Source organism: Burkholderia sp. PU8-34 (assembly GCF_053427725.1).
The window spans coordinates 11,595-32,375 of sequence record NZ_JBSAXC010000013.1; the positions used below are offsets into that span (position 1 = coordinate 11,595).

The 20,781-nt window shown below is 68.0% G+C and carries 17 protein-coding genes; 6 read left to right on the forward strand and 11 right to left on the reverse strand.

Going from position 1 to position 20,781, the window contains the following annotated elements:
* Window positions 1-244 precede the first annotated feature (244 nt).
* Complete coding sequence (locus ACV22Z_RS25860; RefSeq protein ID WP_448079118.1) at window positions 245-2,137, forward strand: bifunctional sugar phosphate isomerase/epimerase/4-hydroxyphenylpyruvate dioxygenase family protein; 1,893 nt, start codon at window positions 245-247, stop codon at window positions 2,135-2,137.
* A gap of 277 nt (window positions 2,138-2,414) precedes the next feature.
* On the forward strand, window positions 2,415-2,678 hold the full coding sequence (locus ACV22Z_RS25865; RefSeq protein WP_448079119.1) for a hypothetical protein: 264 nt from the start codon (window positions 2,415-2,417) through the stop codon (window positions 2,676-2,678).
* Between the two features lie 307 nt (window positions 2,679-2,985).
* On the opposite strand, the gene ACV22Z_RS25870 is transcribed toward ACV22Z_RS25865, so the two are convergent.
* Entirely contained in the window at window positions 2,986-3,726 is a 741-nt protein-coding gene (locus tag ACV22Z_RS25870) for a DUF899 domain-containing protein (protein ID WP_448079120.1), read from the reverse strand.
* A gap of 304 nt (window positions 3,727-4,030) precedes the next feature.
* Entirely contained in the window at window positions 4,031-4,825 is a 795-nt protein-coding gene (locus tag ACV22Z_RS25875; RefSeq protein ID WP_448079121.1) for a helix-turn-helix domain-containing protein, read from the reverse strand.
* Between the two features lie 528 nt (window positions 4,826-5,353).
* On the opposite strand from ACV22Z_RS25875, the gene ACV22Z_RS25880 reads away from it, so the two are divergent.
* Window positions 5,354-6,490: a branched-chain amino acid ABC transporter substrate-binding protein gene (locus ACV22Z_RS25880; RefSeq protein ID WP_448079122.1), complete on the forward strand. Its 1,137-nt coding sequence runs from the start codon at window positions 5,354-5,356 to the stop codon at window positions 6,488-6,490.
* A 475-nt stretch (window positions 6,491-6,965) separates the two neighbouring features.
* Window positions 6,966-8,258, forward strand: coding sequence for an MFS transporter (locus ACV22Z_RS25885; RefSeq protein ID WP_448079123.1), 1,293 nt, complete (start codon window positions 6,966-6,968; stop codon window positions 8,256-8,258).
* 349 nt (window positions 8,259-8,607) lie between these two features.
* On the opposite strand, the gene ACV22Z_RS25890 is transcribed toward ACV22Z_RS25885, so the two are convergent.
* The 4 genes from ACV22Z_RS25890 to garD all read right to left on the reverse strand — a co-directional run bounded on the left by ACV22Z_RS25890 (window position 8,608) and on the right by garD (window position 12,126).
* On the reverse strand, window positions 8,608-9,045 hold the full coding sequence (locus tag ACV22Z_RS25890; RefSeq protein WP_448079124.1) for a DoxX family protein: 438 nt from the start codon (window positions 9,043-9,045) through the stop codon (window positions 8,608-8,610).
* A 267-nt stretch (window positions 9,046-9,312) separates the two neighbouring features.
* Complete coding sequence (locus ACV22Z_RS25895; protein ID WP_448079125.1) at window positions 9,313-9,768, reverse strand: RbsD/FucU family protein; 456 nt, start codon at window positions 9,766-9,768, stop codon at window positions 9,313-9,315.
* Window positions 9,769-9,845: 77 nt separating this feature from the next.
* Window positions 9,846-10,229 carry a nuclear transport factor 2 family protein gene (locus tag ACV22Z_RS25900; protein WP_448079126.1) on the reverse strand — a complete coding sequence of 128 codons (384 nt, stop codon included), beginning with the start codon at window positions 10,227-10,229 and terminating at the stop codon, window positions 9,846-9,848.
* Between the two features lie 322 nt (window positions 10,230-10,551).
* A complete protein-coding gene (garD, locus tag ACV22Z_RS25905) occupies window positions 10,552-12,126 on the reverse strand; it encodes a galactarate dehydratase (protein WP_448079127.1) in 1,575 nt (524 codons plus the stop codon).
* Between the two features lie 229 nt (window positions 12,127-12,355).
* On the opposite strand from garD, the gene kdgD reads away from it, so the two are divergent.
* Window positions 12,356-13,270 carry a 5-dehydro-4-deoxyglucarate dehydratase gene (gene kdgD / locus ACV22Z_RS25910; protein WP_448079128.1) on the forward strand — a complete coding sequence of 305 codons (915 nt, stop codon included), beginning with the start codon at window positions 12,356-12,358 and terminating at the stop codon, window positions 13,268-13,270.
* Window positions 13,271-13,476: 206 nt separating this feature from the next.
* Here kdgD and ACV22Z_RS25915 read toward each other — a convergent pair whose 3' ends face one another.
* Window positions 13,477-15,054: an aldehyde dehydrogenase (NADP(+)) gene (locus ACV22Z_RS25915; RefSeq protein WP_448079129.1), complete on the reverse strand. Its 1,578-nt coding sequence runs from the start codon at window positions 15,052-15,054 to the stop codon at window positions 13,477-13,479.
* 245 nt (window positions 15,055-15,299) lie between these two features.
* Here ACV22Z_RS25915 and ACV22Z_RS25920 point away from each other — a divergent pair, with 245 nt between their 5' ends.
* Window positions 15,300-16,700 (forward strand): MFS transporter, encoded by a 1,401-nt coding sequence (locus tag ACV22Z_RS25920; RefSeq protein WP_448079130.1) that lies wholly within the window; start codon window positions 15,300-15,302, stop codon window positions 16,698-16,700.
* A 113-nt stretch (window positions 16,701-16,813) separates the two neighbouring features.
* Here ACV22Z_RS25920 and ACV22Z_RS25925 read toward each other — a convergent pair whose 3' ends face one another.
* The 4 genes from ACV22Z_RS25925 to ACV22Z_RS25940 are packed head-to-tail and all read right to left on the reverse strand — an operon-like array spanning window position 16,814 to window position 20,781.
* Window positions 16,814-18,025 (reverse strand): acyl-CoA dehydrogenase family protein, encoded by a 1,212-nt coding sequence (locus ACV22Z_RS25925; RefSeq protein ID WP_448079131.1) that lies wholly within the window; start codon window positions 18,023-18,025, stop codon window positions 16,814-16,816.
* A complete protein-coding gene (locus ACV22Z_RS25930) occupies window positions 18,022-18,873 on the reverse strand; it encodes a hypothetical protein (RefSeq protein ID WP_448079132.1) in 852 nt (283 codons plus the stop codon). Before ACV22Z_RS25930 ends, ACV22Z_RS25925 begins: the two co-directional genes overlap by 4 nt.
* A gap of 56 nt (window positions 18,874-18,929) precedes the next feature.
* Window positions 18,930-19,586 (reverse strand): methionine ABC transporter permease, encoded by a 657-nt coding sequence (locus tag ACV22Z_RS25935; RefSeq protein WP_448079133.1) that lies wholly within the window; start codon window positions 19,584-19,586, stop codon window positions 18,930-18,932.
* The gene (locus ACV22Z_RS25940) at window positions 19,579-20,781 is read right to left on the reverse strand and encodes a methionine ABC transporter ATP-binding protein (protein WP_448079134.1); all 1,203 of its coding nucleotides are present in this window, start codon (window positions 20,779-20,781) and stop codon (window positions 19,579-19,581) included. Before ACV22Z_RS25940 ends, ACV22Z_RS25935 begins: the two co-directional genes overlap by 8 nt.

Below are 20,781 nucleotides of genomic sequence, written 5' to 3' on the forward strand. Positions count from 1 at the left end.
TCCGATAACGGGGGCGAATCGCGAGCGAATTCGCCCCTTCACGTCAAGATTCGGCGCTAGTGTGCGCTTGCGCAAACGCAATGTCTTTTCGGGTTTTCGCTAATTTGTACCATCTAGTTAGTTTGTATAATTCGCCACATCAACCTAGTAAACTTGGGGTATGGCGCATTCCCAGGACTCCATGAATGGTTCATTCAGGGTCAAGTCCAGCCGGCGCCGTCCCGCTTCTTGGCAGGATTAGCCCATGCAGCGCTCGATCGCCACCGTGTCCCTGTCCGGCACACTCGCCGAGAAGCTCGCCGCCATCCAGGCCGCGGGCTTCGACGGCGTCGAAATCTTCGAGAACGACCTCGTTTATTTCGACGGGTCGCCCGCCGACGTGCGGAACATGGCCGCCGACCTCGGTCTCGACATCGTGCTGTTCCAGCCGTTTCGCGACTTCGAGGGCGTGAGCCCCGCGCAGCTCGCACGCAACCTCGACCGCATCCGGCGCAAGTTCGACGTGATGCATGCGCTCGGCACCGACCGCATCCTCGTCTGCAGCAACGTGTCGCCCGACACGATTGCGGACGACGCGCTGCTCGTCGACCAGCTCGGCGCGCTCGCCGAGGCGGCGCAGCAGGCGGGTGTCGTCGTCGCGTACGAAGCGCTCGCATGGGGCCGCGTCGTGAAGACGTACGGCCACGCGTGGCGGCTCGTGAATGCGGTGAACAATCCGCACCTCGGGCTCGCGCTCGACAGCTTCCACACGCTGTCGCTCGACGATTCGCCGGATGCGATCGCCGACATCCCTGGCGACCGGATCGCGTTCGTGCAGATCGCCGATGCGCCGAAGCTCGCGATGGACGTCCTCGAATGGAGCCGCCACTACCGCTCGTTCCCCGGCCAGGGCGACTTCGATCTCGCGCGCTTCACCGCACGCGTAATCGAAGCCGGCTATACGGGGCCGCTGTCGCTCGAGATCTTCAACGACGGGTTCCGCGCGGCGCCCACCGCGCTCACCGCCGCCGACGGGCACCGCTCGCTGCTCTATCTGGAAGAGCAGACGCGCGCGCAGCTCGCACGGGAGAACCGCACGCCCGGCGCCGACCAGCCGCTGTTCGCGCCGCCCGCGCCGCCCGCGCACGTCGGCTTCCAGTTCATCGAATTCGCGGTCGACGCGCAGGCGGCAGCCAATGTCGGCGAGTGGCTCGGCAAGATGCGGTTCCGCCTCGCGGGCCGCCATCGGTCGAAGGACGTGACGCTGTTCCAGCACGGCGCCGCGTCGATCGTGCTGAACGCCGAGCGCGACTCGTTCGCGGACGCGTTCTTCCAGCAGCACGGGCTGTCGCTGTGCGCGTCGGCGTTCCGCGTCGACGACGCGAACGTCGCGTTCGAACGCGCGGCGGGCTTCGGCTACGCGCCGTTTTCCGGGCGCGTCGGCCCGAACGAGCGCGTGCTGCCGAGCGTGAAGGCGCCGGACGGCAGCCTCGAATATTTCGTCGACGAGACGCCGAACGCGCCAACGCTGTATGAATCGGACTTCGTGCTGACCGACATCGACGGCCCGAGCGAGATTGGCCCGCTGACCGGCATCGACCACGTGTGCCTCGCGCTGCCGGGCGATGCGCTGGACACGTGGATCCTGTTCTTCAAGACGGCGTTCGGTTTCGAGGCCGAGCGCAGCTGGCTCGTCCCCGATCCGTACGGGCTGATGCGCAGCCGCGCGGTGCGGAGCGTGGACGGCTCGGTGCGGATCGCGCTGAACGCATCGGTCGACCGCCACACCGCGGTGGCCGAATCGCTGGACCGCTACCACGGCACCGGGCTGAACCACGTCGCGTTCCGCACTGACGACATCGTGCAGACCGTCGCCGAATTCGCGGCCGACGGCGTGCCGTTCCTGCGCATCCCGCGCAACTACTACGACGACCTCGCCGCGCGCTATGCGCTGCCGGACGACCTGATCGAGACGCTCAGCGCCCATCACCTGCTGTACGACCGCGACGAGCACGGCGGCGAGTTCCTGCATGCGTATACGGAACTGGTCGACAACCGCTTCTCGCTGGAAATCGTCGAGCGGCGCGGCGGGTATGACGGCTACGGCGCGGCGAACGCGGCGGTGCGGCTCGCCGCGCAGGCGCAGAGAAAGAAATAAGGAAAAACGAGGTGCACGGCGTGCGGCGGCGCGTCGTCAGGCGATACGGCTGCGGCTGCGGCTGCGGCCGCACCGTCATGGTGAATCGGGCGCCCGACACCCGCCCGGCACGGATTCCCGCGATCGGGCCGCGACGGCCTCCGGCATGACGTTACATCCGGTAACCATGAGTTTGTCACGGCAGGATGTCGCTCCGCCCGGTTTTAAGAATCGTTTAAGTCTTCGACGGCACTATCCGCAACCGTACCCGAAGAATCTCTCTAATAGGAGGAATGCGATGAGCGCCGTAGAAGGACCCGCGGGCCGCCCGGCCGCGCCCCCTGCCAAAAAAACGATGCTGCGCCGCCTGCTCAGCCATCACGAAATCGCGACGCTGCTCGTGCTGCTGCACGCGCCGATCAGCGCGAACGCAAAACCCGAACTGCCGGGGCTGCAGGAAGCAGGCCTCGTCGAAATGGTCCGCGCGGACGCGGACACCCCGCCGAGCTTCCGCCTGACCGAAGACGGCACGGCCGTCCTGAAGGGACTCGGCTACCGCTGATCGGGCCGGCTGCCGCCCGCCGGTCGCGCCCGCCACTCGTGCCGCGCTGCATTTGTTGCGGAGCCGCCGACGTGGAAGCGTCTTCGCTCAACGCCGCGCCCGGATCGCCACTTAAATCGCGCCCCAATCAGGCGCCCCCCCGCACCCCGGCACGTAGCGCCCCGATTCGACGAGCGCCCCGAACGTACCGCCCCGAATCGACGCACTCCCCGATCGTACCGCCCCGATTCGACGCGCTGCCCGATCGTGCCGCACCGTTATCGGCAAGCCTTCGCGAGCGAACGATGCCGCGTCGCACCGTATCGCACTAGCCGTCGCGTTTCCGAAACGCAGCCTCTCCCGCATCCGACACTTCGACCCACTTCGGATCGGGCGCGGCGTCGGGGACGTAACTGTCGTGCCAGTTCCACCATTTGTACGGCCGGCTCTGCGGATAGCCCTCCGGCGAATCCTCCCACGCCTCCTGCCGCCCGAGCGCCGTCATGTCGAGGTAGCTCCATGTCGTGCCCATCGCCTCGTCGCCACGGCTGTTGATGAAGTAGGTGCGGAAGATGCGGTCGCCGTCGCGAATGAACGCATTGTGGCCGTGCCACTCGTCCACGCCGAAGTCGGCATCGAAACTGTCGGTGATCGTGTACCAGGGGATCCTCTCCCAGCCCATGCGGGCCTTCAGGCGCGCGATGTCGGCCTGCGGCGCGCGCGACGCGAATACGAGGGTCGTGTCGCGGGCGTTCAGATGCGCGAGATGAGCGACATGGTCGGCCACCATCGAACAGCCGATGCACGCATGCTCCGGCCAGCCGTGCACGCCGGGTTCGAAAAACGCGCGGTAGACGATCAGCTGGCGGCGGCCGACGAACAGGTCGAGCAGGCTTGCCTTGCCGCCAGGCCCGTCGAACAGGTACGCCTTTTCCACGGCAACCCAGGGCATCCGCCGTCGCTCGGCGGCCAATGCGTCACGGGCACGAGTCAGCGCCTTCTCCTTGGCGAGCAGTTGAACGCGCGCCGCCTCCCACTCCTGCGGCGACACGATCGGCGGCGTTTTCATCGCCGGCTGCCCATCCTTCCGTCCGTTGTCCGTTGATGTGTCTGCGGTCATCACAACCTCCGAATCGGAGCGACCTCCCGCGCCTTCGGGCCGGAACGCGATACCGTCTCCTGCCGATCGCTCGGTGTTGGTCGCTCGGTGTTGGTCATGAGACAGTTTTAGTCGCCGGGCATCGAATGGTGGGAGTGACAAATGTGGCGGGATTCATGGTCCGGCCGCCCCCGGTCACGTCGGGGTGGCGCCGAGCGCCCGCACCGGCCTTTCGGCGGGCACGTGCTGCCACGCGTTCTTCGACGATGACCGCTCAACCCGCCCGTTCCTGCAGCATCATCCGGTATTCCGTCGGCGTCACGCCGACCGTCGCCTTGAACTGGCGCGTAAATGCGCTGTGATCGGTGTACCCGCACAGCGCCGCCACGTCGGTCACCTTGTCGTGCGTGACGAGCAGCGCGGTCGCGGCATCCAGCCGCGTCTTCAGCAGCACCTGGCGTGGCGTCAGATGGAACACCTTGTGGAAGTAGCGCTCGAGCTGCGCGACCGACATCCCCGCCATCTGCGCGAGCTGCTTCAGGTTCAGCGGCTGCACGTAATGATCCTGGATGTACTGGACGACGTCAGCGAGCTTGCTGTAGGCCGGATGCGAGCCCTCGTGCGCCTTCAGGTCGCGCGAAATGCCCGCGAGGCCGATCACCTTGCCTGCCGCGTCGCGCAGCGGCTCCTTGCAGGTCAGGCACCAGCCCGGCTGGCGTCCCGGATACAGGTGTAGTTCGAGCTGGTCCATCAGCTGGTGGCCCGCGTTGATGGTCGCCATGTCCTGCTCGAAGTAGCCGCGGCCGAACCGGCGCGGGAACACTTCGTCCGTTGTCTTGCCGAGCAGGTCGCGCTTGTCCTTGTAGCCGCAGCGCATCGCCAGCGTGCGGTTGACGAGCGCATAGCGGCCGTCCGCGTCCTTCACGAAAAACGCGACGTCGGGCAGCGCATCGAGCACGGGCTCGAGCAGGCGAAAGTGCGCGAGCATCGCGCCGAAGTCGGCATTGCCGGCCTGGTAGCGCAACGTATCGGACAGGCTCATCGGCGGTACGGCTACAAATGTCGTCATCCCGGCATCCGCGAAGCGAGTGGCTGATGACGTCGATTATAGGAGCGCACCCCGGCGCGCGTCGGCCGGCATGGGCACGGGAACACGCGGGACTTGCGCAGCATGCGCGCCACCGAAACCTGCCATCGTAAAAATGCCGCCCCGCCGCGTCTTGGCGCCATTACGCACACCGAATGACGATTTCAGCATATATCAGGGTTATCGACGATATGCCGAAATCGTCGCCAGCCACGCTCCGAACGCGCAAGACGCATGCATTTTCGCTATCTAGACTTCACTTCACGGTCACGAGACGACACACGGCGACGCCTGCATGCGACCCGCATCGCATGCCGCAATCGCCGCGTGGCATGCCGATTTTGGCATAACCATGCTGCCGCGGATGCGCGAACCGATGCGCGACGCGCGGCATGACCGTGACGCACGCGGCGACGCCCGCCGGCCTCGCAGCCGACACGTCTCGCACGGCTCTCCGCCGCCGGCCACGGTCCGGCGCGGGCCCAACCACGCCATCAAGGGGAAGTGAAAGTGAAGCTGAAGGTATCGCACGTCGCGCTGGCCGCCGCCTGCGCACTGTCGGGCGCCCACGCCAGCGCCGCCGACGTCGTCAAGATCGGTTTCGCCGCGCCGCTTACCGGCCCGCAATCGAACTACGGCACGGACATGCAGAAAGGCGTGCAACTGGCAATCGCCGATTTCAACGCAACGCATCCGACGATCGGCGGCAAGCCGGTCACGTTCCAGCTCGACTCGCAGGACGACCAGGCCGATCCGCGTACCGGCACGACCGTCGCGCAGCGGCTGATCGACGACAACGTCAGCGGCGTGATCGGCCACTTCAACTCGGGCACCAGCATCCCGGCGTCCGACCTGTACGATCGCGCGGGGCTGCCGCAGATCTCGATGGCGACGTCGCCGCAGTACACCGCGCGCGGCTACAAGACCACCTACCGGCTGCTGACGAGCGACGCACAGGCGGGCCGCATTGTCGGCACGTACGCGGTGAAGAACATGCACTTCAAGCGCATCGCGATCATCGACGACCGCACCGCGTACGGCCAGGGTATCGCCGACGAATTCGCGAAGGCCGTGCAGGCGGCCGGCGGCACGATCATCAAGCGCGATTTCACGAACGACAAGGCGCTCGATTTCTCCGCGATCCTGACCAACCTGAAGGGCATGAATCCCGATGCGATCTTCTACGGCGGCGGCGACGCGCAGTCGTCGCCGATGATCCGCAAGATGCGTCAGCTCGGGATGAAGTCGGCGTTCGTGACGGGCGAGATGTCGCGCTCGCCGACGTTCCTGAAGGTCGGCGGCGACGCGGCCGAAGGTGCGATCGTCTACATGGGCGGGCTGCCGAAGGAAAAGATGCCGGGCTTCGCCGGCTACGCGGCGCGCTACAAGGCGCGCTTCAACGAGGACGTGATTACCTATTCGCCCTACTCGTACGACGGTACGATCGCGCTGCTCACCGCGATGAAGAACGCGAACTCGACCGACCCGAAGGTCTACACGCCGTATCTCGGCAAGGTGACTGTCAAGGGCGTGTCGGCGGACCGCATCGCGTACGACGGGAAGGGCGACCTGAAGGATGCGCCGGTGACGATCTACAAGGTCGAGCACGGCGAGTTCAAGCCGGTCGATACGATCGCCGGCAACTGACGCGGCACTGCCGCCCACGCGGCGCACGGACGGATCGCCCGACGTGCGCCGCGTCGTTCCCGCGGCCCGAAGGTTTCCTCGACGCGCGCTGTCGCTGCGCGGGCCTCGCGCGGACGTTCTCGTGCCACAGTCCTTGCGCCGCAGTTCTCATGCCGACGTTCTCGTGCCACCGTTCTCGTGCCACCGTTCTCGCGCCGCAGTTCTCATGCCGCAGTTCTCATGCCGCCGTTCTCGCGCCACCGTCCTCGCGCCGCCTTCCTCGCGCATTTCGCGCTCCTGTAGAATCCCCCCACCCGCTTTGACGCTTCGTCCCCGCCGCGCCCCATCCCGGTGCGGCGACGCGTGTTCCGTGCTCTATCCGGCGCTCAGCACACCTTCCGACGACGCAGGCTGCGCCGCAGCGCCTGTCCACGCCAATAGCGGGCCCTGGAGACGCAGCATCGACAACAACATTCGAAAACCGATCGTCCTGACCATGCAAGCTTCCGAATTGAGCGGCGTCCCGCGCGCCGCCGAGCGCGCGCTGACGCGCAGCGACTACAAAACCCTCGGCCTCGCCGCACTCGGCGGCGCACTCGAGTTCTACGACTTCATCATCTTCGTGTTCTTCGCGCCCGCGATCGGGCAGCTGTTCTTCCCGCACGACATTCCCGACTGGCTGCGCGTGCTGCAGACCTACGGCATCTTCGCGGCCGGCTACCTCGCGCGTCCGCTCGGCGGCGTGATCATGGCGCACTTCGGCGACCTCGTCGGCCGCAAGCGGATGTTCACGCTGAGCGTGCTGATGATGTCGGTCCCGACGCTGTTGATGGGCCTCCTGCCGACCTATGACTCGGTCGGCATCCTCGCGCCCGTGTTGCTGCTGTTGTTCCGCATCCTGCAGGGCGCGGCCGTCGGCGGCGAGGTGCCCGGCGCGTGGGTGTTCGTGTCCGAGCACGTGCCGTCGCGTCACATCGGCTACGCGTGCGGCACGCTGACCGCGGGCCTCACGGCCGGCATCCTGCTCGGCTCGCTCGTCGCGGCCGCCGTCAACAGCCGCTACTCGGCGGCCGAAGTCATCGCGTTCGGCTGGCGCGTCCCGTTCCTGCTCGGCGGCGTGTTCGGCCTGTTCTCCGTGTACCTGCGCCGCTGGCTGCACGAGACGCCCGTGTTCGCCGAGATGAAGGCGAAGAAGGCGCTGGCTGCCGAGATTCCGCTGAAGGCCGTGCTGCGCGACCACGGCCGCGCGGTGATCGTGTCGATGCTGCTGACGTGGATGCTGTCCGCGGCGATCGTCGTCGTGATCCTGATGACGCCCGCGCTGCTGCAAAAGCAGTTTCACCTGACGCCCGCGACGACGCTGTTCGCGAACAGCATCGCGACGCTGTGCCTGACGGCCGGCTGCATCTGCGCGGGCTCGCTCGCCGGCGCGATCGGCGCGAAGCGCGTGCTCGGCATCGGGGGCCTCGTGCTGGCCGCGTGCTACTACCTGCTGTTCGCGCAGGTCGCGGCCGACGCGTCGACGCTGCCGCTGTACTACGGGATCGCCGGCTTCGCGGTCGGCACGATCGGCGCGGTGCCGTTCGTGATGGTGAAGAGCTTCCCGGCAGTCGTGCGGTTCTCGGGCATCTCGTTCTCGTACAACGTCGCGTATGCGATCTTCGGCGGCCTCACGCCGGTGATCGTATCGCTGATGATGAAATCGAACCCGCTTGCGCCGGTCGTGTATGTCGCGGCGATCTGCGTGCTTGGCGCGATCGCGGTGCAGTTCGCGAAGGACGCGCGCTGAGCGCGACGATGCGTGATCGGTTCGCCGTAGCCGGCAGGCGCGGTGATCACGCGCGTTGCCGGCTCGACGACTGAAAAGTTGAACGCCGGGCGTTGACGCGCCGAACGACAAAGGGCCGAATCCCGCAGTGCGCAGGATTCGGCCCTTTCCGTTGATGCATGCGTCGTTCGGGTTCGCGGATCCGCGCACAGTCCGCACCCTTCGGCGGGTGCGGCGCTGTGCATCGCATTTATTGCAACGCGCTGCAGAACATGCGACCGGATACGTCCCCGGAAATGACAAGGGCGGCTTGCGCCGCCCTGCTTTCAACTCGTGACGCCGGACACCCGGCTGCGCTGCACGAACGCGTTCAGCGCAGCGAGCCGTACGACGAACTCGGCCGGCGCATGCCGTCGATGCTCGCGCCGCCCGCGCCGGTCACGTACAGCAGCAGGAAACCGCCGGCAATCGCGACGTTCTTCCAGAAATGGATCACCATCTCGTGCTGGACGGCGGAACTCGTCGCGTCCCAGAAATTGTGCCCGATCACTGCGGTGGCGAGCGTGTAGAACGCCATCAGCAACGCGAGCGGCTTCACCTTGTAGCCGACGATCAGCAGCAGCGCGCCGAGCCCTTCGATCGCGACGACGGCCGGCGCAACGTATTGCGGGAGCGGCACGTTCAGGCCGCGCAGATAGCCGACGAAATCGCCGTAGCCGAGCAGCTTCATCACGCCGCCCCACAGGAACAGCGCCGCCAGCGCCAGACGCGCAAAAAATATGACGCCGGAATCGACGGGACGCGACATGCCTTTCTCCTCGTTGCAGTTCGGCCGGCCGCGCAGGTCATGCCCGTGCGGCTCGCCGGGCCTGCCCGGCCCGGCAAATGGGTCAGCATAGAGGCTCTTTTCGCCGCGTCCAAGCAAAAGCTTGTAGCAAATCTTTACACAGGGGCCGGTGGCTGCGATTCCGGAGAACGAAGCGAATGCGGGGTCAAAGCGGTCTGCGCACGTACTGAGCACGTACTGAGCACGCGCACTGAGTACGCGTACTCGACGCGTGTGCGACGCGTATGTTTAGTCCGCGTCGCTCAACAGCACGCCTTTCTTGAACAGGAAGCAGCCGTAGCCACGCAGCTCGCCGGTGACGATCACCGCATACGCCCGCTGCGCACGTGCATAGAACGCGAAGCGGTCGACACCCGCGAGCGGCACCGCGCGCCCTTCGGCGCGATCGACCTCGGCCTGCACTTCGTGCTGCACGGGCGGTAGCGCGGCCGGATCGCCGACGACTTCCATCCGCCACGCGGGCGTGTCAACGAACGTGTCGAGCGGCAGCACGGACAGCACCGCGCGCACGACCCGCGCCGAATCGGCGCCGTCGATCCGCAGCGCGCGGCCGACCGCCGTGTGCTGCGCGACGGATTCCGCCGGGAAATTCGCGTCGCAGATCGCCACTTCATCTCCGTGGCCCATCGCGCGCAGCGCATGCAGGATGTCGGCGTTGAGCAGCGGGTCGAGGTTCTTCAGCATGTCGGCAGGCTCCGGGATCGTGAACGAACCGCATACGTTACAGGATCCCGGCGGCCGCTGCGGCCGACCCGCGCGGCTCACGACGCGGCGGCCGGCATCTCGTCGATGAAGCCCGTCACCGACTTCAGGCGGCCCGACGCGTCGACCGTCCCGAAGTCCGAGCCCTTCACGAGCGCCGCGCCGTCCGGCGACACGAGCGTCCACGAAAAGCGCAGATGCGGCCCGAACCCGTCGACGTCCGTGGTCCGGCGAAAGCGATGCGACGGAAAGCGTTCCTGCACCGCGGCAATCATCGTGTCGATGCCCGTAGGGCCGTCGCCGTTCATCAGCGGATCGCGATACGCGGCGTCGCTCGCATACGTCGCGTCGATCAGCGCGCGCCGCCGCGCGGCATCGGGCTCGTTCCACGCGTCGAAGTAGCGGTCGATCAGGTCGGCATGGACGGATTGTGCGGGGTTCATGCGGGGTTCATGCGGGGTTCATGCGGGGTTCATGCGGGGTTCATGCGGGGTTCATGCGGGGTTCATGCGGGGTTCATGCGCGGTTCATGCGCGGTTCATGCGGGTTTCATGCGAGGCTCCTGGTGTGGATGATGGGACGACGGCGCCGCGAACGTGTCGTGTCCGCATGTCTGTATCGTCGCCCGCCTCGCCGCGCCAGTCGATTACGTTCGAGGTAAGGATTTCGGCGGCGCCGCCGCGATTGCGCAGCACATCGCGCGCGCGTCCAGACAAAAACGGGCGCCCCGAAGGCGCCCGCCTGCCGCTCGTCCGAACGCGCGCGTCAGGTCACCGGCGCCGGATTGAACAGCGTCAGCGCGTTCGCGAGCTTCCATTGCTCGGCCCACGTGCGGCGCTTGCCGCTCGCGACGTCGAGCATCAGCCGGAACAGTTCCCAGCCGACGTCCTCGATCGTCGCCGCGCCGGTCGCGATCTGTCCCGCGTCGAGATCCATCAGGTCGTGCCAGCGGCGCGCGAGATCGCTGCGCGTCGCGACCTTGATCACCGGCACCTGCGCGAGGCCGTACGGCGTGCCGCGCCCGGTCGTGAACACGTGCAGGTTCATCCCCGCGGCGAGCTGCAGCGTGCCGCAGATGAAGTCGCTCGCGGGCGTCGCCGCGTACAGCAGCCCCTTCTGCCGCGCGCGCTCGCCCGGCGGCACGACGCCGGCAATCGGCGCGCTGCCCGACTTCACGATCGAGCCCATCGCCTTCTCGACGATGTTCGACAGGCCGCCTTTCTTGTTGCCGGGCGTCGTGTTCGCGCTGCGGTCGACGCGGCCGCGCTGCAGGTAGCGGTCGTACCAGTCCATCTCGCGGATGATCGCGCGCGCGACGTCCTCGTTCGCCGCACGCGACGTGAGCTGCGCGACGCCGTCGCGCACTTCCGTCACCTCGGAGAACATGATCGTCGCGCCCGCGCGCACCAGCAGGTCCGCCGCGAAGCCGACCGCAGGGTTCGCGGTCAGCCCCGAGAACGCGTCGCTGCCGCCGCACTGCACGCCGACCACGAGGTCCGACGCCGGGCAGGTCTCGCGGCGGCGGCGGTTCAGCCGCTCCAGATGCGATTCGGCCATCCGCATGATCGAGTCGATCATCGAGTTGAAGCCGACGTGCGCGGCGTCCTGCAGGCACACGACGCCGCCGTTGTCATCGTTATCGCCGTCATCGCCCGGATCGCCGCCGGCCGCGACCGGAATCGCGCCCGGCGGCAGCAGGCGGTCCGGCTGCAGCTTTTCGCAACCGAGGCTCACCATCATCACCTCGCCGCCGAAGTTCGGGTTCAGGCTGATGTTGCGCAGCGTGCGGATCGGGATGTCGGCGTCCGGCGCGTCGATCGCGACGCCGCAGCCATACGTGTGCTCGAGCCCGACCACGTCGTCGACGTTCGGATAGCGCGGCAGCAGCTCGGCCTTGATGCGCTTCACCGCGTGCTCGACGACGCCCGACACGCACTGCACGGTCGTCGTGATCGCGAGGATGTTGCGCGTGCCGACCGAGCCATCGGGATTGCGGAAGCCCTCGAACGTATAGCCTTCGAGCGGCGGCAGCGGCGGCGCGCTGCGGGTCGCGAGCGGCAGGTCGTCGAGCCTCGGCGGCTCGGGCATGCGCATCGTGCGCTCGTTGACCCAGCTGCCGCGCCGCAGGTCGGTCAGCGCGTAGCCGATCACGACGTTGTAGCGGACGATCGGGTCGCCGGCCGCGAGATCGGCCAGCGCGACCTTGTGGCCCTGCGGCACGCCTTCGCGCAGCGTCAGGCCGTCGGCAAACGTCGCGCCTTCGGGCAGGCCCCCGTCGTTGACGACAATCGCGACGTTGTCGTCCGGATGCACGCGGATGTAAAGAGGGGAAGCAATCATCGGAATTCCTGGAGGCTACCGTCTGAATCGTTAGTCATCATATGACATTGAGCACGACCGGGATATTGTGCGTAAACCCTTATCGGTAAAGACCCTACTCCGGCGATACCGGCAAACAGCTTGCGTCCTACCCGGTCACGTTGTACGATGACATACAACGACATCGCCACTCATGGCACGCATGCCGTTCCCGACGAACCCAGCACTCGCGCTAGACGGACGACCAACCATGACTTCTCCGCAAGAACTCAAACAGATCATTTCCCACGGCCTGCTGTCGTTTCCGCTGACGGACTTCGACGCCGCGGGCAATTTCCGCCCGACCACCTATGCCGAGCGTCTCGAGTGGCTCGCGCCGTACGGCGCGACCGCGCTGTTCGCCGCCGGCGGCACGGGCGAATTCTTCTCGCTCACGCAGCGTGAATATTCGGACGTGATCCGCGTCGCGACCGAGACCTGCAAGGGCAAGGTGCCGATCCTGGCCGGCGCCGGCGGCGCGACGCGCGTCGCGATCGAATATGCGCAGGAAGCCGAGCGCCTCGGCGCGAGCGGCATCCTGCTGATGCCGCACTACCTGACCGAAGCGAGCCAGGAAGGCATCGCCGAGCACGTCGAGCAGGTCTGCCGCGCGCTGAAGATCGGCGTCGTGGTCTACAACCGCGCGAATTCGAAGCTGAACGCGGACATGCTCGAACGCCTCGCCGACCGCTGCCCGAACCTGATCGGCTTCAAGGACGGCGTGGGCGACATCGAGAGCATGGTGACGATCCGCCGCCGCCTCGGCGACCGCTTCTCGTACCTCGGCGGCCTGCCGACCGCCGAAGTCTATGCGGCGGCCTACAAGGCGCTCGGCGTGCCCGTGTATTCGTCGGCGGTATTCAACTTCATCCCGAAGACCGCGATGGCCTTCTACGAAGCGATCGCGAAGGACGACCACGCGACGGTCGGCCGGCTGATCGACGAGTTCTTCCTGCCGTACCTGCAGATCCGCAACCGCCGCGCGGGCTACGCGGTCAGCATCGTCAAGGCGGGCGCGAAGCTCGTCGGCCACGACGCGGGCCCGGTGCGCGCACCGCTCGTCGACCTGAACGACGAGGAAATCGCGCAGCTCGACGTGCTGATCAAGAAGATGGGCCCGCAGTAAGCGGTTCGGATGGTCAAGCGACGAAGCGGCCGTGTGCTGCTTCGTCGCGATGCATGACATGACAGCCCGGCACCCGCCGGGAGAAAAGCCGGCGACGGAACCACCGGCAATGAAGCAAGCAAAAAAGGCAGAAGCGGCCAGTCGACCGCTTCCGCCTGCACGCTCCCGCCGACAGGCCCGGCGCATGTGCCGCCGGGCCGCCCCGCTCACTCCGTGTTGCCGTCCCGCAGCCGCGGAATCCCCAGCGGATTCGATTCCTGCAGCCCTTCCGGCAGCAGATCGTCCGGGAAGTCCTGATAGCACACCGGCCGCAGGAAGCGCTCGATCGCGGTCGCGCCGACCGACGTCACCGCCGGGTTCGACGTCGCCGGGAACGGCCCGCCGTGCACCATCGCGTCGCACACCTCGACGCCGGTCGGGAAACCGTTGACCAGCAGGCGCCCCGCCTTGCGCTCCAGGATCGGCAGCAACCGGCGCGCGAGCGGCTTGTCGGCGGCGTCCATCTGCAGCGTCGCCGTCAACTGGCCTTCGAGCGCACCGAGCACACGCGCCATCTCGTCGAGATCGCGGCAGCGCACGATCAGCGACGACGGACCGAACACTTCATGGCCGAACGCCGGCTCGGCCAGGAACGCCTGCGCGCCGACTTCGAACAGCGCGCCGCTCACGTCGCACGCGCCTTGCGCCGCGCCGCCCGCGCCGATCGGACGCACGCCCGGCAGTTCGGCAAGCTGGCCGCGGCCGTTGCGGTACGCGTCGGCGATGCCGCGCGTCAGCATCACGCCGGCCGGCTTCGCGGCGAGCGCCTGCGCAGCGACGGCTTCGAAGCGATCGAGATCCGCGCCGTCGACCGCAAGCACGAGCCCCGGGTTCGTGCAGAACTGGCCGACGCCTAGCGTCAGCGAATCGACGAAGCCCGTCGCGAGCGACTCGGCGCGCGCGGCGAGCGCGGCCGGGAACAGCAGCACCGGGTTGATGCTGCTCATTTCCGCGTAGACGGGAATCGGCTGCGGACGCGCGTTCGCGAGCTGCGTCAGCGCGACCCCGCCCTGCCGCGAACCGGTGAAGCCGACCGCCTGGATCGCTGGATGGCTGACGAGCGCCGCGCCGACCACGCGGCCCGGCCCGATCAGCAGCGAAAACACGCCGGCCGGCATCGCGCACTTCACAACGGCGGCGCGGATCGCGCGGCCGACCAGCTCGGACGTGCCGAGGTGCGCCTCGTGCGCCTTCACGATCACCGGGCAGCCGGCCGCGAGCGCCGACGCAGTGTCGCCGCCGGCGACCGAGAACGCGAGCGGGAAGTTGCTCGCGCCGAACACGGCCACCGGCCCGAGCGGAATCTTCTGCAGCCGCAGGTCGGCGCGCGGCAGCGGCGTGCGTGCCGGCTGCGCGGGATCGATCGATGCAGCCAGGAAACGGCCGTCGCGCACGACGCGAGCGAACAGACGAAGCTGGCCAACCGTGCGGCCGCGCTCGCCCTGCAGGCGCGCAACCGGCAGGCCCGTCTCGGCGTGCGCGCGCTCGATCAGCGCGTCGCCGAGCGCGACGATCTCGTCGGCGATCGCTTCGAGAAACGCCGCGCGCGCGGCCAGCGGCTGCGCACGGTACGTGTCGAACGCGTCGCGCGCGCGTTCGCAAGCACGCTCGACGTCGGCCAGCTCGCCGACGCCGAACGCCGGCGTATCGATCGGCGCGCCCTGCGCCGGATCGAATGCGCGCAAAGTACCGGCCGAGCCGTAGACCGCATCGGCGCCGATCAGCATCTCACCTGTCAGTTGCATGGGGTGTGCTCCGTGGTTCGGGAATAGGTCGCCCATTGTAGCCCAACAGATACGATGTCTGCCGACTTGATTTTGGCGAGCCGTGTGCGCGCCGCGAACGCCCCATCACCACATAGCCTTATACATAGTGGGATTCGGCGGCATTTTGATCTGCTTCGGCATTGGCGAGAGGGAAAACCCGGGTTACGTCGGCCGGCCTGTCGTCACTAAACTTCACGCGATGTCATATGACGACGTACATTAAAGTGCCTAATCAGACTCCCTCCCGCGATCTCCCGATCGACCTCGCCCGGGTCGCACGCCGCAGCGCCGTGCGCTACTGGATCCTCGCGATGCTGTTCGTCGTCACGACACTCAACTACGCGGACCGCGCGACGCTGTCGATCACCGGCACGCCGATTCGCAAGGCGTTCGGCATCGATCCGGTGACGATGGGCTACATCTTCTCGGCATTCAGCTGGGCGTACGTGCTCGCGCAGCTGCCGAGCGGCTGGCTGCTCGACCGCTTCGGCGCGCGGCGCGTCTATGCGGCCAGCATCTTCCTGTGGTCGGCGTTCACGCTGCTGCAGAGCACGATCGGGCTCGGCGGCAGCGCCGCGTTCGCGGTCGCCGCGCTGTTCGCGATGCGCTTCGCGGTCGGCATCGCCGAAGCGCCCGCGTTCCCGGCGAACGCGAAGGTCGTCGCGAGCTGGTTCCCGACTGCCGAGCGCGGCACCGCATCGGCAATCTTCAACTCCGCGCAGTATTTCGCGGCGGTCGTGTTCTCGCCGCTGATGGCATGGCTCACGCATGCGTACGGCTGGCACCACGTGTACCTGTTGCTCGGCGTCGCGGGCATCGCGCTCGCACTGCTGTGGCTGCGCGTCGTGAAGGATCCGGCCGACCATCCGGCGGTGAACCGCGCGGAACTCGAACACATCGAGCTGGGCGGCGGCCTCGTGCGCACGACGGGCAGGCCGACCTGCACGCGCGGCAAGGACGCGCGGGGTGCGCCGTCCGAGGGCAGCAAGGTCGCGGGCTGGTACTACGTGCGCCAGCTGCTGTCGAACCGGATGCTGATCGGCGTCTACCTCGGCCAGTACTGCGTGAACGTGCTCACGTACTTCTTCCTCACGTGGTTCCCGATCTACCTCGTGCAGGCGCGCGGGATGTCGCTGCTGAAGGCCGGCTTCATGACGTCGCTGCCCGCGATCTGCGGGTTCCTCGGCGGCGTGCTGGGCGGGATGCTGTCGGACGGGCTGATCCGCCGCGGCGTATCGCTGACGCTCGCGCGCAAGATTCCGATCGTCGGCGGGATGCTGCTGTCGATGGCCATCATCGGCTGCAACTACGTCGACAGCGAAGCACCCGTGATTGCGCTGATGGCGCTGTCGTTCTTCGGCAAGGGCATCGGCTCACTCGGCTGGGCGGTCGTCGCGGATACGGCGCCGAAGGAGGCGATCGGGCTGTCGGGCAGCCTGTTCAACATGTTCGGCAACACGGCGGGCATCGTCGCGCCGATCGCGATCGGCTACCTCGTCGGCGCGAGCGGCTCGTTCAACGGCGCGCTCGTGTTCGTCGGGCTCAACGCGCTCGTCACGGTGCTGAGCTACCTCGTGATCGTGAAAGACATCAAGCGGGTCGAGCTGCGGCATCGCGACGCTTGAGGCATCGGCGGGGCCGGAAGGACCGACGGCCGCACGGAGCGACCGCCGCCTGCATCGGCCCGCTGCCGCGCAGCAAGCAGCACGGCAGGCAAGCACCCGCCGCGACCTTGCGCTTACGTATAGAGCGACGCCTGCGGCAACTCGCCCGTCAACGCAAACCGCCCGACATCCCGCAACCGATAATCAAGCGGATCGTGCAGCGTATGCGTGCGCGCATTGCGCCAGAACCGGTCGAGCCCGAGCGACGCGGCCGTCGCCCGCGCGCCGCAGGCATCGAACAGCGCTTCGCCGTTCTCGAGCGCCGCGCGTTGCGCGACGACCTTCGCTTCCGACACGGCCAGCGCGACTTCGGAACGCCCGTCTGCCGTCAGCGCATCGTGCTGCACCCAAGCACGCTGCAACGCGCCGGCCGCACGATCGGCGAGCGCCGCGGCGGCCACCGCCTGCACGCGCATGTCACCGAAGCGCTGCAGCGTGTACGGATCGTCGGTCGCGCGTTCGACACCCGCATGAATCCACGGCCGCCCATGCTGCAGCACATAGCCGCGCGCGGCAGCGAGCGCGCCTTCGGCGAGCCCGACGAACAGGTTCGTCAGCACGAGCTGCGACACGAGCGTGCGCAGTGTCGCGCGCGGCGTCGGCGGCGCTTCCGAGCGATGCAGCACTTCATCGGGCGCCAGCGTCACGCGGTCGAAAGTCACGCTGCCGCTGTCGGTCTGCCGCTGGCCGACCGGATCCCAGTCGTCGTTCACGGTGATGCCCGCGCGGTCGGTCGGCACGACGCCGAACACCGTGCGGCCGATGGCCGGATCGTGCGCGGACACCGTCATCCGCTGCGAGCCGCGCGTGCCCGAGCAGAAGCCCTTCACGCCGTCGAGCCGGTAGCCGCCGTCGGCCGTCGCGGTCGCGACGAGCCGCGTGTCGAGCGGATTGACTGCATTGCCCCACCACCAGCGATGCCCGACCGTGCCGCGCAGATAGCGTTCGCGCTGCGCCGGGTTGCCCCACACGTCGACGCTCACGACCTGCAGGCACTGAAACCCGACGAGATGCGCGAGCGCGCTGTCGACGCGCGCGATCTGCCGGATCGCGTCGTAGATCGCGGGCCACGCGGCTTCCTGGCCTCCGAACGCGCGCGGCACCGCAAGCGTCAGCAGCCCCGCGTCGGCAAGCCACTGCTTTTCCTGCGCTGCATGGCCGCCCGCGCGATCGCGCGCGGCGGCGGTTTCGCGCAGCGCGTCGATCACGCGCGCAAGTGCGTCCGGATCGATTGCTGACACATCCGTTGCCGCGGCGAGGGTCGCCGGGCCGCGTGGATCATTCATGCGAGGGCTTCCTGTTCCTGTGCCGGGACGGCTCCCGACAACGGCACAAGTTTCCCGAGTTCGCGCCTGCCGGTCAACTGCGCGAGGATCTCGCGCCGCCAGTCGTCATAGATCGCGCGATAGTCCGCGATGTCCGCGCCGAACACGTGCGCGGTGTGCGCGTATTCGTCGTGCAGGTAGGCGTCGAGCCGCACCTGCATTTCGTCGTCGGCCGCGATCACGCGATCGATCAGCGCTTCGCGCTCCGCGGCCGGCAGTGCCGCGAGCGTGTCGAACCACCATTGCACGATCTGCACGCGATGCCATTCCTCGTCGGGACGGATGCGGTTCTCGCCGTGCTCGCGCATCGCGCCGTCGGCGACGCGGCCGGTCTTGCGCTGGATCCACAGCTTCGCGAGGATGTGCAGCTCGTAATGCCATTCGAACGCGAGAAAGCCCGCGATGTCGCGCACGGCCAGATCGCCGATGCGCGCCCAGTGCGCGGCGACGAGCCGGCCGACCTCCGGCAGCGGATCCTGCCCGGTCAGCTCGGTCACGCGTTCGCGGCCGATCACCGCGTGCGCGCCGTCGTCGCCGAGCTGGCGCGACAGGATCAGCTGGAAATGCGGATCGTCGCGGAACAGCGTGTCGATCGCCTTCGCGACAACCTGCACGATGAACAGGTCGTGCGATGCCATCTTCGTGTAGTAGTCCGCGACCGCGGCGAACTCGTCCGCGGTGCGCGGCTCGCGCGGCGGCGTCGCGAGCTTCGCGCGGAAATCGGGACGATGGCGTCGCGCTATATCGAGAAACAGCGCTTCCTCGAATTGTCCGTTCCACTCGCGCGGCGTGCCGATGGGCAGTGTCATGATGTTTCGGTCTCTCAGGATCATTGGTTGGGAAAGCGGGCGCTCGTGGCGCCCGCTCATGCACGCCGGGTCAGTTGTCGGACCAGGCGATCGCCCGTGACTTGCACGGCCGAGACGAGCGCGATCAGGATCACGATCACGGTCGCCATCACAGTGGTATCGAAGCGCTGGTAGCCGTAGCGGATCGCGAGATCGCCGAGCCCGCCCGCGCCGACCGCGCCCGCCATCGCGGTCGAGCCGATCAGCGCGACCACGGTGATCGTGAAGCCGCCGACCATGCCGGGCAGCGCCTCCGGCAGCAGCACGTGCCAGACGATGTGGCGGCGTTTCGCGCCCATCGCGAGCGCGGCTTCGATCAGCCCGCGATCCACTTCGCGCAGGCTCACCTCGGCGACACGCGCGAAGAACGGGATCGCCGCGATCGACAGCGGCACGACGGCTGCCCAGATGCCGATCGTCGTGCCGATCAGCAGGCGCGTGAACGGCAGCAGCGCGACGAGCAGGATGATGAACGGCGTCGAGCGGAACACATTGACGATCGCGCCGAGCGCAGCGTTCAGCGCGCGCCGCTCGTAGATGCCGCCGGGCGCGGTCGTCACGAGGATCACCGCAAGCGGGATGCCGACGAGCGCCGCAACGGCCGCCGATGCCGCGACCATCGACAGCGTGTCGCGAATCGCGTCGAGCAGTTCGGGCCACCAGAGCTCAAACATAGCCGAGCACCTCCGCGTGGTTCGCGTGGCGGCGCCCGCGTTCGAGCAGCGCGGCGGCCACATCGGCAGCATCGGCCACATCAACCGCAACGACCGCATCGGCCACGCGCGCATCGGTTGCGCCGGGCGCCGCCGCGATCACGAGGCGGCCGTGCGCGCGCCCCTGGATGCGCTCGATGCCGCCGTGCAGGAACCGCACCGATCCGCCGAGTGCCGCCGCGAGCGCGCCGACGTCCGGCTCGCCGCCGCTCTCGCCCGTATAGCGGACGTCGAGCACGACCTGCGCGCCGTCCGGCAGTGCCGCGCGGTGCGGCAGCGGCTGCACGCGCGCGGCAAGTTCGGCCGGCAGGTCGTGCACGAGCGTGCTGAGCAGCGCGCGCGTCGCGCCATGTTGCGGATTGCCGAACACGCGCCACACCGGCCCCGTCTCGACGAGTTCACCCTGTTCGATCACCGCGACCGTGTCGCATACCGCGCGGATCACGTCCATCTCGTGCGTGATCAGCACGATCGTCAGGCCGAGCCGGCGGTTGATGTCGGCGAGCAGCGCGAGGATCGACTGCGACGTCAGCGGATCGAGCGCCGACGTCGCCTCGTCGCACAGCAGCACTTCCGGATCGTGCACGAGCGCGCGTGCGATGCCGACGCGCTGCTTCTGTCCGCCGGACAGGCTCGCCGGATACGCATCGCGCTTCGCGGTCAGGCCGACGAGTTCGAGCAGCGCGGCGACCTTGCGCGCACGCTCGGCCTTCGGCACGCCGGCGATCTTCAGCGGCAGCGCGACGTTCTCGGCAACCGTCTTCGCGGACAGCAGGTTGAAATGCTGGAACACCATGCCGGTGCGGCGGCGCAGCGCGACGAGCCCGTTCTCGTCGAGCGCGCCGACATCGACGCCCTGCACGCGCACGCGGCCCGACGTCGGCCGTTCGAGCCCGTTGACGAGACGCAGCAGCGTCGACTTGCCCGCGCCGCTGCGGCCGATGATCCCGAACACCTCGCCGCGCCGCACGTTCAGCGTCACGTCGCGCAGCGCGGCGGCCTGCCCGCGTGGCGAGGCGAACACCTTGCCGACGTGTTCGAGCGCGACGGCGATGCCGTCCGTAGCGACATCGTCGGCCGCGCGCGTGTGCGCGTCAGGCTCCGCGCGTGCCGCCGAAGCCTCGATGAAACCCAGCCTGTCGAAAAATTGCGTCAT